Origin of the sequence: Croceibacterium mercuriale, from assembly GCF_000802385.1 — a bacterium.
GTDB classification, from domain to species: domain Bacteria; phylum Pseudomonadota; class Alphaproteobacteria; order Sphingomonadales; family Sphingomonadaceae; genus Croceibacterium; species Croceibacterium mercuriale.
In genome coordinates, this window is sequence record NZ_JTDN01000002.1 from 818,915 (window position 1) to 831,440 (window position 12,526).

Below are 12,526 nucleotides of genomic sequence, written 5' to 3' on the forward strand. Positions count from 1 at the left end.
CGGGCGCGGGTGTCGCTAAGCGAACTGACTAGGGCACGACAGCGGCTTGGCGGTGTGCTTGGCGCGGGGTACGATGCGGCCATGCGCATCATCCCCTTGCTCGCCCTGTCCCTGCTTGCCGCCTGCCAGCCGGCGGACGACTCACCTGCCAGCACCGGCGGTACGGTTGCAGCGATCGCCCCCGCGGACCTTGCGGGATCCTACCGCGTCGGGTCGGCCGGCGGGGCGCCGGTCGATCAGCCGGAGGCGATCGCCGCCACGCTGACCGCCAGCCGCATCGACGTGCAGTCCGGCTGCATCCGTTTCGCCTATGATTACCGGCTGGCGGGCGGTGTGCTGACCACCACCTCCGCACCGGTCGCCAGCTGCCGCCGGGCGCTCACGCCGGCGGAGCAGGCGGTGCAGCAGGCCTTCGCCGCGGCGAAGCAGGTGGCACGCACGGCCGGCAATGGCGTGGAGTTCAGCGGCAACGGTCGCAGCGTGACCCTGTTCGCCCAGTAGGCGCGGGGCCCGTTGCCCTAGTCCCTTCCGCTCCGCGCAAAGCCAAGCTAGCGCGGGCGGCATGGCTGTCATCACCCGTTTCGCCCCGTCACCCACCGGGCATCTGCATGTGGGTAATATCCGCACTGCGCTGCATAACTGGCTGCTGGCCCGGCAGGCGGGCGGGCGCTTCCTGCTGCGGATCGACGACACCGACCAGGCGCGGAGCGAGGAACGGTTCGTGGACGGGATCCGCGCCGATCTCGCCTGGCTGGGGCTGGTGCCCGATGGCGAGGAGCGGCAATCCGCGCGCCTGCCGGTCCATGAACAGGCGTTCGAGACGCTGCGCGCGGCCGGCCGCATCTACCCGGCCTACGAGACGCAGCAGGAGCTGGAGCTGAAGCGCAAGGTCCTGCTCGGTCGCGGCCTGCCGCCGATCTATGACCGGGCGGCGCTGCAGCTGAGCGATGCCGAACGCGCCGGCAAGGAGGCCGCCGGCACCGCACCGCACTGGCGCTTCCTGCTCGACCATGCCGAGCCGATCACCTGGGAGGACGGCATCCGCGGTCCGCAGCAGTTCGACCCCGCCGCCCTGTCCGACCCGGTCGTGCGGCGGGCCGACGGTTCCTGGCTGTACATGCTGCCCTCCGCCGTAGACGATATTGCGATGGGCGTAACGGATGTGCTGCGCGGGGAGGATCACGTCAGCAACACCGCGCTGCAGGTGCAGATGTTCACCGCGCTGGCGGCCACTCCGCCGCGCTTCGCGCACGAGGCGCTGCTGGTGGGCAGCGAGGGCAAGCTGTCCAAGCGGCTGGGATCGCTGGGCTGCGATGCCTTGCGCGATGCCGGGATCGAGCCGGAGGCGCTGCTGTCGCTGCTGGCGCGGCTGGGTACCTCGCAGCCGGTCGAGCCGCAGGCGGACGTGGCGGCGCTGGTCGCCGGCTTCGATCTCGGCACGTTCGGCCGCGCGCCCGCCCGCTTCGATGCGGAGGAGCTGGCGCGGGTCAATGCGGCGGTGGTGCACCAGTTGCCCCACGCGGATGTAGCCAATCGGCTGCCTGCCGGCATGGGGCCGGAGGCATGGGAGGCGGTGCGACCCAACCTGGCGCGGGTAAGCGAGGCGGCCGACTGGTGGCAGGTGATCCGCGGTCCGGTGACGCCGCCGGCGATCGATGACGAAACCCGCGCATTCCTGCAGCAGGCCGCCGGGCTGGACCTGTGGGGCGAGGATCCGTGGGCGACGCTGACGGGCGCGCTGAAGGAACGGACCGGGCGCAAGGGCAAGGCGCTTTTCCTGCCGTTGCGGCAGGCGCTGACCGGCCGCGACGCCGGCCCGGACATGCACCGCCTGTTGCCGCTGATCGGGCGCGAGGAAGCGCGCCGGCGGCTGGAGGCTGCTGCACTGCAATAAGCACTTGGCAGGACCGCAGGGCAGGCGTAAGCGCCGGTGTTACAGCGTAACATAACGTACGGATCGTGCCCATGCCCCGCCATGTCCTGCTTGCCGCCACCGCCCTGATCACCCTGCTTCCGGCCGCCGCGCTGGCCCAGCAGGCTGGCAATGCCCGGTCCACGGGGGACGATTTCCATGGACCGATCGTGGTGACCGCCGCCGGGCTTGACCGCCTGGATCTGCTGGCCGGCACCTCCGTGGTCTCGGGGCTGGAATTGCAGCGCAACATGAACAGCCAGATTGGTGACGTGCTGGACAAGGTGCCGGGCGTCGCTTCCACCGGTTTCGTGCCGGGGGCGGCCCGCCCGATCCTGCGCGGTCTGGGGGGTGACCGCGTGCGCGTGCTGGTCGACGGGCTGGGCACTGCCGATGCCGGCAATGTGTCGGACGATCACGGCGTCGCCATCGATCCGCTGATCGCCACCAGCGTGGAGGTGCTGCGCGGACCGGCGGTGCTGCTGTATGGCAGCCAGGCAATTGGCGGTGCGGTCAACATCATCACCCGGCGCCTGCCGGAACGGCGGCTGGAGGAGGCGGTCCATGTCGACGCCATGGCCGGGATCGATGATGCCTACGACCGGCGGCAGGCGGGGGCTTCGGTCGATTTGCGGCTGACGCCTGACCTGATCTTCCACGTCGATGGCGCGTGGCAGAAGACGAACGATCTGGAAGTGCCCGGCTATGTGCTGGCGCGCGACCTGCGCAGCGACCTGCTGGCTGATGCGGCGGAGCACGCCGCCGACGGCGAGACGGACGAAGCCGCCGAACTGACCGGACTGGCTAACCAGCGTGGCATGGTCCGCAACACGGCAAGCGAGCAGACGAGCCTTGGCACCAGCCTCAACTGGTTTTCCGGCAACAGCAGCTTTGCCGCAGGCTTCAGCTATTTCGACAGCGATTATGGCGTGCCCAGCCGCCCCGGCTTCGAACATGCGCACGGGGAAGAGGGCGAGGACCACGATCACGACCACGGCCATGAGGCAGGCGAGGAAGCGGGCCATGGCGAGGAGAACGTCACCATCGGCCTGCGCCAGTATCGTGGCGACCTGAAGGGCGTTGTCGACCTGGGCACCGGCCTGTTCCGCGAGGCCCGGACGCGCCTGGCCTATACCGACTACTCCCACACCGAATTCGAAGGTGACGAGATCGGCACCGTGTTCGATGTCGAGACGGTGGAAGGCCGGCTGGAGCTGGTGCAGAACCGCCGCGAAGGGTGGGGCGGGTCTGTCGGTGTGCAGTTCCAGCACATCAACTTCGCCGCCACCGGGGAAGAGGCGTTCGTTCCGCCGAACGAGACGGAGAGCATCGCCCTGTTCACCTTGCAGGAGGTGGATCTCGGCCCGGCCGAGCTGGAGGCGGGCGCCCGTTACGAACATACCACGATCGACGTGAACGCGCTGGACGAGCACCGCGAATTCGATGCGTTCTCCGGCTCGCTGGGCCTGTCCGCGCAGTTGACCGGGGCCTTGCGCATCGGCCTGAACGGCAGCCATGCCGAACGCGCACCCGTGGCGCTGGAACTGTATGCCGAGGGCCCGCACGTCGCGACGCAACTGTTCGAGGTCGGCAATGGCGATCTGGATAAGGAGCGCAGCTGGGGGCTGGAAGGCTATGTCCGCGGCAATCTGGGCCCGGCGCGGCTGTCGGCCAGCGTGTACCGCAACTGGTTCGAAAACTTCATCTACCTGACGGAGACGGACGAGGAAGCGGACGGCCTGCCGGTCGCGTTCTTCGGGCAGCAGGCGATGGACCAGTGGGGCGTGGAAGCGGAGGCGCAGCTACCGCTGATCACCAGGGAAGCTTTCGGGCTGCTGGCCGATGTGCGGGCGGATTATACCCGCGCCACGCTGGACGATGGCAGCCCAGTCCCGCGCATTCCGCCGCTGGCATTGCTGGGCGCCCTGGAAGCAAACCTGGGCCATTTCGATGCGCGTGCAGAGGTGCAGTGGTTCGACGATCAGGATCGCGTCCAAGGTGCGGAAACGACGACGGACAGCTTCACCTTCGTCAACCTGTCGCTGGCGTGGCACCCGGTGGAAGGTTCGAACAATTTCACGCTGCTGCTGCAAGGCGACAATGTGTTCGACGTGCAGGGCCGCAATCATGCCAGCTTCACGAAGGACTACGTGCCGCTGGCCGGCCGCAATGTCCGGCTGACCGCACGGCTCAGCCTCTGATCGGCAGGATGATGGCGAGCCTGCCGGTGCAGGCTCGCCAATCGGGTGGTCAGTAGCGCCACCAGGACCGCTTGCGGTCTGGTACGCCATCGCCGTCCGTGTCGACATAGGCACCCGGCGTGGCCCGTGCCGTGACGGCGTTGGGACTGGCGGCGACATGCGCATCGCCGCGCCCTTCGGCCAGACCCTCGGCCCGTGCCTGCGCCAGCTCCGCCTCGCGTGCTCGCTTTTCCGCCTCCAGCGCCGCCAGTTCGCTTTTGCGCACCGCCTGGACGTGGTCGTAATGCCAGCGCATCTGGCCGTAGGCGAACACCATCAGCAGGCCGCCGGTGATGGCGACATTCTTCAGGGCCTGCATGCCTTGCACCGGATCGGTGATCTGCGGGTGGAAGATGACGATGGTCATCAGGGTGAACCCGGCCAGCAGTATCGAGACCAGCCGGCTCATCAGCCCCAGCGCAAGCAGCAGGCCGGCGACCAGTTCGAAGACGCCCACGGGTATGGCAAGGCCCGGCGAGAGGACGCTGTTTGCGGCGATGTAATCGGCGGTTGCGGCCGGTGCGGCCAGCTTCTGAATGCCGGACAGCACGAACAGTGCACCCAGCAATATGCGGCCAATTGTGGCAGCGATGGCGGACATCGGCGGCAACTCCCCTGATTGTTGTGGCGAGGAAACGCTCGGCAGGCAGGTAAGTGCCTGCCTTACAGCCTTGGCAGTGTCACGCCCTGCTGGCCCATATACTTGCCTGCCCGGTCGGCATAGCTGACCTCGCACGGCTCGTTCCCCTGCAGGAACAGGAACTGGCACGCGCCTTCATTGGCGTAGATCTTGGCCGGCAGCGGCGTGGTGTTGCTGAATTCCAGGGTCACGTGCCCCTCCCATTCCGGTTCCAGCGGGGTGACGTTCACGATGATGCCGCAGCGGGCATAGGTTGACTTGCCGAGGCAGATCACCAGCACGTCGCGCGGCACCCGGAAATATTCCACCGTGCGCGCCAGCACGAAGGAATTGGGCGGGATCACGCAGACATCGGTCTTGCGGTCGACGAAGCTGTTGGCGGTGAAATGCTTCGGGTCGACCACGGCATTGTCGACATTGGTGAAGATCTTGAACTCGTCCGCCACCCGCGCGTCATAGCCATAGGATGACAGGCCGTAGGAGATGCACCCGTCCCGCTGCTGGCGTTCCACGAAGGGTTGGATCATGCCGGTGGCCTGCGCCTGTTCGCGGATCCAGCGGTCGGAGAGAATCGTCATGGGCGCGGCATAGTCAGGCCGCGCCGAGAGGCAAGCGATCCTGCGGGCACAGGGGTCAGCCCGTGCGGCAGAAGCTCTCCCCCGTGCCGAGATACAGGCATCTCGCATCGCCCTTGCGCGCCTGCAGCCAGTCCCCGTCGATCCCGCGCACGAAATGCACCCGCCCGTCGCTGAGCACCCCGTCATAGGTCTCGACCGCCGGACCGTTGGTCAGCACCAGCGCGTAGCGCTCGGGCGTGGTCCGGGTGACGGTGAGCCGATTGCCCGCCGCATCGGCCCATTGCCCGACATAGGCATCGGGGGCCGCGGCCACCGCGTCGGGTAGCGCAGGCGCCTTGGGCGGCCCGATCTCAGGAGGAGCCTGGGTCTGCGCCACGGCGGATGGCGCCCCGACCGGGGCCGACTGCGTGGGAACGGGGGTGATCGACCCCCCGTCCCACATCCCGTCGGTGCCGAACACAGCCAGTGCGATGATGCCGGCCAGGGCGGCGCCTGCGCCCCACCAGGCCCGCGATGGTCCGGCACCGCCGCGCACGCTCACTTCCCGATCAGGTTGGCGCCTTCACCCAGGTAGAACCCGGTATGCGGCGGCTGGTTGTACGCGACGTTCTGCCATGCGACCGACATGCGGTAGACCGGATCGTGCATCAGCGTGCGCAGGCGCCGTGTCGTGGAATAGGGCGTCGCATAGATCCGCAACTCGCTGGAATCGGTGCTCGGCAGGATCGTCTCCTCGCGCCAGTCGCCCAGGATATCCGCGGTCAGGGACGGGTTCGCCTTGGTGCCGTTGACGCTGACCGTGCCATCGGCCGTCAGCAGGCGGGTGGCGGTGCCCGCTTCCCAGTTCCACTTGTCGATCCGGGTCTGGTCCTGCAGCTCGCGCAGCAGGTCGCCATCCCACCAGATCCCGAAATTGACCGCGCTCGGCCGCCGCGTGCCGATCAGCTCACCGGTGGCGGTGTACAGGTTGTTGCTGCTGGCGGCCCAGGCCTCCGAACCCGGGTGACGCGGATCGATGTCCATCGCCACGCCGCGCCCGATGTCGCTGCTGGCCGGGGTCGACCAGATCACCTGGCCCGTGCGCGCATCCAGCATGGACGACCCGATGCCGCCATTGGTGCGGAAATCCTCGTGCACGCCGTACTTTTCCAGGCCGGGGCGGGACGGGATGTGGTCGGTCACGTGCATGGCATCGCCGTGCTTCAGGTTGCTGTTCCACAGCGCGGTGCCGTTGTCGTCCAGCGCCATCGCGCCGTAGATGATCTCGTCCTTACCGTCGCTGTCCACGTCGGCGATGGCCAGCTGGTGGTTGCCTTGTCCGCGATACTGGCTGCCCGCGACATTGCTGTCGAAGAACCAGCGCTGCGTCAGCTGGCCATTGCGCCAGTCGACCGCCCACAGCGTGGTGCGCGTGTAGTAGCCGCGCGCGAACACGGCCGACGGGCGCGAACCGTCGAAATAGGCTACGCCTGCCAGGAAGCGGTCCACCCGGTTGCCGTAATTGTCACCCCACACCGTGTTGATCTGGCTGGGGGTCGGCGTCAGCGTGTCGGGATGGCGCGGGGGATTGTAGGGGATGGTCGCCATCGCCGCACCCGTCTGGCCGTTGAAGACGCTGAGATATTCCGGCCCGGCCAGCACGTAGCCGGCGGAGTTGCGGTAATCGGCCGCAGCGTCACCGATCACCGTGCTTACGCCATCGACCGTGGCGTCGGCGGTCTTCATCATGACCTCCGCCTTGCCATCCCCGTCGAAGTCATAGACCATGAACTGCGTATAGTGCGCGCCGGCGCGGATATTGCGGCCGAGGTTGATGCGCCACAGCCGCGTCCCGTCCAGCCGGTAGGCGTCGATGAACACGTCGCCGGTCACGCCGGACTGCGAATTGTCCTTCGCATTGGACGGATCCCATTTCAGCACGACCTCGTACCGGCCGTCACCATCCAGATCGCCGACGCTGGCATCGTTGGCGCTGTAGGTGACGCCGGATGCGCCGGTCGGACGGGATAGCGGGATCGACAGGTATCCGGCGGTCCATACGCCAGCGGACGCGCTCGGCGCCTCGGCAATGCCCTTCAGCACCGCGCGCACCGTGTATGTCGACGATGCACTGCCGCCCGTATCGACCAGGTTGGTGCGGTCGGCGATCGGCGTGGGGTTGAGCAGGGTGCCGTCGCGATAGACGTTGAAGCGGATGGCGTTGCTGTCGGTCCGCAGCATGCGCCAGGACACCAGGTTGCCGCCTTCGAGAGCGGGCACGACCACCAGCCCGCGGTCCAGCGTCTCCATCTGCCGCTGCTGCGCCGCCGCGGGCGCAGCCAGGACCATCGTTGCAGCGGTGGCTGCCAGCCAGGCACTTGCCAGCAGGATCCGCTTGCGTCCGAAAACACCCATCACGTTCTCTCCCTTGTCATTCTTATTGTTCTGGACGGACTATCCGGTCTGTCCCGGCACTCTCAGGCTGGGTGATGGTGCATTGGAGAAAAGCGGCCGAAAACCGCCGCTGTCATACATCCCGGTCACGCACTGCGCGCCGGGTGGACTCCCGTCCGATCATGCCATCCTCAACACTTATAATATAAGTGCAAAGCTATCGGCATGCGGATCAGGTGTCGAGAGGCGAGTGATCCTGATACAAAAAGACACACTCTGTCGGCAAACGGCCACGCCAACAGCCTTGACGCGGGCAGGCGCGCCCTCCCGCGAAAGGGAGGGCGCCGTTCCTAGAGGTTCGCCAGCAGCGTGGCGTTGCCGCCCGCCGCCGTAGTGTCCACGGTCGTCACCCGTTCCGTGGCGAAGCGCGCCAGATAATGCGGGCCGCCGGCCTTGGGTCCGGTGCCGGACAGCCCCTCCCCGCCGAAGGGCTGACTGCCGACGACCGCGCCGATCTGGTTGCGGTTGACGTAGAAGTTGCCGACCCGCGCCCGGCGCTCCACCAGCCGGCGGTTGCCTTCGATCCGGCTGTGCAGGCCCAGCGTCAGGCCATAGCCGGTGGCGTTGATCTGCTCGACCACATCGGCCAGCTGGCCGGCGCGGAAGCGGGCGACGTGCAGCACGGGGCCGAAATTCTCCGCCTGCAGGTCGCCGATCGCGTCGATCTCCACGATCGCCGGCGCGACATAGCTGCCGTGTGCGCAGGTCGGCGGCACAACCGCCTGCCAGACATTGCGGCCGGCGACCCGCATTTCGGCCAGATGGTCGTTCAGCTGTCCCTGCGCCTGCCGGTCGATCACCGGTCCGACATCGGTGGCCAGCAGCGCGGGGTCGCCGATCTGCAACGCGTCGAACGCGCCGCGGATCATCGCCAGCATGCTGTCGGCGATATCCTCTTGCAGATACAGCACGCGCAGCGCGCTGCAGCGCTGGCCGGCGCTCTGGAACGCGCTGCTCATCACGTCGCGCGTGACCTGTTCGGGCAGGGCGGAGCTGTCGACGATCAGCGCGTTTTGCCCGCCGGTCTCGGCGATGAACTGCCCGATCGGGCCGGGCCGCATGGCCAGCGCGCGATTGATCAGGTGCGCCGTGGCGGTGGAGCCGGTGAAGGCCACACCGGCCACGCGCGGATCACCGGTCAGCATCCCGCCGACCCGGCCGTCACCCGGGGCCAGCTGCAGCACATCGTCAGGGATGCCGGCCGCATGGCACAGCTGCACCGCGAAGGCGGCGATCAGCGGGGTCTGCTCGGCAGGCTTGGCGATCACGCTGTTGCCGGCCGCCAGCGCGGCGGCGGCGGGGCCGATGAAGATCGCCAGCGGGAAGTTCCACGGGCTGATCGTGACGAACAGGCCACGCCCATGCAGGCGCAGGCGGTTCTCCTCGCCCGTGGGGCCGGGCAGCAGCAGACCGTTGCCGGTGAAATGCCGGCGCGCCTCCTGCGCGTAGAAGCGCAGAAAATCGACGGCCTCGCGCAGCTCCAGCACGGCATCGGGCAGGGTCTTGCCCGCCTCGCGCCGGCACAGCTCCAGGATCTCGTCCGTGTGTTCCTCGAACAGGTCGGCGGCGCGTTCCAGCAGGCGCGCGCGATATTCGCCACCGGCACCGTCCCAGGCGATCTGCGCTGCCGTGCCGCGCGCCAGCATGGCGTCCACATCGGCGGGTTCCGCCTCCAGCACATGGCCGACCAGCGTGCCGTCATGCGGGCTCATCACCGGGCGCGTGCGATCCGCCGCGCCGGCAGCCTCCGCCACGACGGTCGGTGCTGCGCCCCACTCGCGCGCGTCCAGCGCGGCCAGCCGGTCCAGCAGTGGTTCGCGCACCAGGGGGTCGGCCAGGTCCACACCGGCCGAGTTGCGGCGGCCGGGGAAGATGTCGGTCGGCAGCGGGATGGACGGGTTGCGCTGCGGTACCAGCGCGGCCAGCTCCGCCACCGGATCGGTCGCCAGGTCGGCCGCCGGAATGGCGGCATCGGCCATGCGGTTGACGAAGGAGCTGTTGGCGCCGTTTTCCAGCAGGCGCCGCACCAGATAGGCCAGCAGTTCCTTGTGCCCGCCGACCGGGGCATAGATGCGCACGCGGCGGCTGTGCCCTTCGGCGGCAAGGGCGGAATAGACATCCTCCCCCATGCCGTGCAGCCGCTGGAACTCGAAGTCGGGATTGCCCTGGTCCTGCGCCAGCGCCTCGATCGCGCCGATCGTGTAGGCATTGTGCGTGGCGAAGGCGGGATAAAGCACGTCCGCCGCCGCCAGCAGCCGCGCGGCGCAGGCGAGATAGGACACGTCGGTGGCAATCTTGCGGGTGAACACCGGATAGTCGGCAAAGCCGCCCACCTGGCTCTGCTTCACCTCGGCATCCCAGTACGCGCCCTTGACCAGCCGCACCATCAGCCGCCGCCCATGCGCGCGTGCCAGGCTGGCAACCCAGCTGCACAGCGGCACGGCGCGCTTCTGATAGGCCTGCAGCGCCAGGCCGAAGCCTTCCCACTGTCGCCCGTCGGCGCGCCGGAACAGCGCATCATCCGCCACCAGCACCTCGATGATGTCGAGGCTCAGCTCCAGCCGCTCGGCTTCCTCGGCATCGATGGTGAAGTGGATGTCAGCATCGCGCGCTGCCACCGCCAGTTCGCGCACGATCGGCACCAGCGCGTCACGCGCAACCTCGGCATGGAGGTAGTCGTAGCGGGGATAGAGCGCCGACAGCTTGACCGAGATGCCCGGGCTGTCTGCCACGCCGGCTGCGGACTCGCGCGCCAGCCGGCGGATCGCCGCCATGTAGCTGTCGCGGTAGCGGGTCGCGTCGGCGAAGGTCATCGCTGCCTCGCCCAGCATGTCGAAGCTGTGTGTCAGGCCGCGGCGCCGTTCCGGATCGGCGCGCTTCAGCGCCTCTTCCATGTCCCGGCCGAACACGAACTGCCCACCCAGAATGCGCATGGCCTGCAGCGTGGCCTGGCGGATCACCGGCTCGCCCAGCCGGCCGACCGCCCGGCGCAGGCTGCTGGCGAACCCGGCATCGGCCTTGCTGCCGCCGCGCAGCACCTCGCCCGTCAGCATCAGGCTGAAGGTCGCGGCATTGACGAAGGTGGAGGAGGATTCGCCCAGATGTTCCGACCAGTCGATCCCGGCCAACTTGTCATGGATCAGCGCGTCGGCGGTGTCGGCATCGGGCACGCGCAGCAATGCCTCTGCCAGGCACATCAGCGCGATCCCCTCCTGCGTGCCCAGGCCATAACTTTGCAGAAAGGCGTCCAGCCCGCTGGCCTTGCGCTGCCGCGCGCCTTCCACCAGCCGGATGGCCAGGGCACGGGCTTCGCCATGCGCCTCACGCGCAGGTGCGGCCTGGCGCAGCCGTTCGGCAATGCAGGCAGCTTCGTCTTGACGGTAGGCGGTGCGGAGCGCGGAGCGATCGATCATTTTTCGCCCTTGGACCTGTCAAATCGACGGCGCAAGCGGCGCGCGACGGGCGCTATTCTGTTGCCGGACAGGCCGGTGCAACTGCCCGCAAATTGCTGGTTCGGCTGGTAAAACGCAACCGCGGGCAAGGCGCCGCGGAACGACTCCGCAGCGCCCCGGCCGGCAGCTATTCCGCCGCCTCGGCTTCGACCCTGGCATGGGCTGCCTGTTCGTTGCGGACATATTCCAGGGTTGCCAGGAAGCGCTCGGCATCCAGCGCCGCCATGCAGCCGCTTCCGGCCGCGGTCACCGCCTGGCGATAGGTGTGGTCGGCCACATCGCCGCAGGCGAACACGCCGGGCCGGTTGGTCTTGGGCGTGCCCGGCTCCACCACGATGTAGCCATTGTCGTCCATCTCCAGCTTGCCCTGGAACAGGCTGGTGGAGGGGGCATGGCCGATCGCCACGAAGGCACCGTCGCAGACGAAGTCGCTGAACTCGCCCGTCTCCATGTCGCCCAGCACCAGATGGGTCAGGCCGCCCTGCATCGGATCGCCTTCGAAGCTTTCGACCCGCTTGTTCCACAGCACCTTGATCTTGGGGTGGACGAACAGCCGGTCCTGCAGGATCCGCTCCGCGCGCAGGTCGCCCCGGCGGTGGATCAGCGTGACCTCCTCCGCATGGTGCGTCAGGTACAGCGCCTCTTCGACCGCGGTGTTGCCACCGCCGATCACCGCGACCTTCTTGCCGCGATAGAAGAACCCGTCGCAGGTGGCGCAGGCGCTCACGCCCTTGCCGCCCAGCGCCTGTTCGCCCGGCACGCCCAGCCATTTGGCCTGCGCGCCGGTGGCGATCACCAGCACGTCGCCGACATATTCGTCGCCGCTGTCACCCTTCGCGCGAAAGGGGGTGCCACTGTCGATGTCCACCTCGGTGATGGTGTCCCAGATCATGCGGGTGCCGACATGTTCGGCCTGCGCCTGCATTTCCGTCATCAGCCACGGGCCCTGCACCACGTCGCGAAAGCCGGGATAGTTTTCCACATCGGTGGTGATGGTCAGCTGCCCGCCGGGCTGCAGGCCCTGCACCACGATCGGCTCCATCCCTGCACGCGCGCCATAGATGGCCGCCGTCAGCCCCGCCGGGCCGCTGCCGATGATCAGCATCCGCGTGGTGTGCGTCGTCATGTCTGCCAAAAGTTCCCGTCCGTCGATCCAGCGGCTCAGGTGGCGCCTGGATGGCGGCGGATCAAGCCCGGTCGCAACAGTGCTGGACTTGTTAGCCTCCTATGTCCAGAGGGCTCCAGGACAGTGGAGCGGAGCGTGGAAGCGT

9 protein-coding genes are annotated in these 12,526 nt (G+C 68.1%); 3 read left to right on the top strand and 6 right to left on the bottom strand.

Annotation, left to right across the window (positions count from 1 at the left end):
• Nucleotides 1–81: 81 nt before the first annotated feature.
• From PK98_RS13370 to PK98_RS13380, 3 genes are all read left to right on the top strand, one after another.
• Nucleotides 82–501 (top strand): META domain-containing protein, encoded by a 420-nt coding sequence (locus tag PK98_RS13370; protein ID WP_039097330.1) that lies wholly within the window; start codon nucleotides 82–84, stop codon nucleotides 499–501.
• Between the two features lie 61 nt (nucleotides 502–562).
• Nucleotides 563–1,894, top strand: a complete 1,332-nt coding sequence (locus PK98_RS13375; RefSeq protein ID WP_039097331.1) for a glutamate--tRNA ligase — start codon at nucleotides 563–565, stop codon at nucleotides 1,892–1,894.
• Between the two features lie 71 nt (nucleotides 1,895–1,965).
• The gene (locus PK98_RS13380) at nucleotides 1,966–4,113 is read left to right on the top strand and encodes a TonB-dependent receptor (RefSeq protein ID WP_039097332.1); all 2,148 of its coding nucleotides are present in this window, start codon (nucleotides 1,966–1,968) and stop codon (nucleotides 4,111–4,113) included.
• Between the two features lie 49 nt (nucleotides 4,114–4,162).
• Here PK98_RS13380 and PK98_RS16415 read toward each other — a convergent pair whose 3' ends face one another.
• The 6 genes from PK98_RS16415 to trxB all read right to left on the bottom strand — a co-directional run bounded on the left by PK98_RS16415 (nucleotide 4,163) and on the right by trxB (nucleotide 12,381).
• Nucleotides 4,163–4,753, bottom strand: coding sequence for a DoxX family protein (locus PK98_RS16415; protein WP_039097333.1), 591 nt, complete (start codon nucleotides 4,751–4,753; stop codon nucleotides 4,163–4,165).
• Nucleotides 4,754–4,815: 62 nt separating this feature from the next.
• The gene (dcd, locus tag PK98_RS13390) at nucleotides 4,816–5,370 is read right to left on the bottom strand and encodes a dCTP deaminase (RefSeq protein ID WP_039097334.1); all 555 of its coding nucleotides are present in this window, start codon (nucleotides 5,368–5,370) and stop codon (nucleotides 4,816–4,818) included.
• A 55-nt stretch (nucleotides 5,371–5,425) separates the two neighbouring features.
• Nucleotides 5,426–5,911: a hypothetical protein gene (locus PK98_RS13395; protein ID WP_039097335.1), complete on the bottom strand. Its 486-nt coding sequence runs from the start codon at nucleotides 5,909–5,911 to the stop codon at nucleotides 5,426–5,428.
• Nucleotides 5,908–7,764, bottom strand: a complete 1,857-nt coding sequence (locus PK98_RS13400; protein WP_081996239.1) for a rhamnogalacturonan lyase — start codon at nucleotides 7,762–7,764, stop codon at nucleotides 5,908–5,910. The genes PK98_RS13395 and PK98_RS13400 overlap by 4 nt, the downstream gene beginning before the upstream one ends.
• Before the next feature lie 329 nt (nucleotides 7,765–8,093).
• Nucleotides 8,094–11,216 (bottom strand): bifunctional proline dehydrogenase/L-glutamate gamma-semialdehyde dehydrogenase PutA, encoded by a 3,123-nt coding sequence (gene putA, locus PK98_RS13405; protein WP_039097336.1) that lies wholly within the window; start codon nucleotides 11,214–11,216, stop codon nucleotides 8,094–8,096.
• A gap of 166 nt (nucleotides 11,217–11,382) precedes the next feature.
• Complete coding sequence (gene trxB, locus PK98_RS13410; RefSeq protein WP_039097337.1) at nucleotides 11,383–12,381, bottom strand: thioredoxin-disulfide reductase; 999 nt, start codon at nucleotides 12,379–12,381, stop codon at nucleotides 11,383–11,385.
• Nucleotides 12,382–12,526 lie beyond the last annotated feature (145 nt).

Excerpts from the sequence above, each read along its gene's own strand:
- putA (WP_039097336.1), bottom strand. The coding sequence starts at position 11,216 with ATGATCGATCGCTCCGCGCTCCGCACCGCCTACCGTCAAGACGAAGCT.
- PK98_RS13375 (WP_039097331.1), top strand. The coding sequence starts at position 563 with ATGGCTGTCATCACCCGTTTCGCCCCGTCACCCACCGGGCATCTGCAT.
- PK98_RS13400 (WP_081996239.1), bottom strand. The coding sequence starts at position 7,764 with ATGGGTGTTTTCGGACGCAAGCGGATCCTGCTGGCAAGTGCCTGGCTG.
- dcd (WP_039097334.1), bottom strand. The coding sequence starts at position 5,370 with ATGACGATTCTCTCCGACCGCTGGATCCGCGAACAGGCGCAGGCCACC.
- PK98_RS16415 (WP_039097333.1), bottom strand. The coding sequence starts at position 4,753 with ATGTCCGCCATCGCTGCCACAATTGGCCGCATATTGCTGGGTGCACTG.
- PK98_RS13370 (WP_039097330.1), top strand. The coding sequence starts at position 82 with ATGCGCATCATCCCCTTGCTCGCCCTGTCCCTGCTTGCCGCCTGCCAG.
- trxB (WP_039097337.1), bottom strand. The coding sequence starts at position 12,381 with ATGACGACGCACACCACGCGGATGCTGATCATCGGCAGCGGCCCGGCG.
- PK98_RS13380 (WP_039097332.1), top strand. The coding sequence starts at position 1,966 with ATGCCCCGCCATGTCCTGCTTGCCGCCACCGCCCTGATCACCCTGCTT.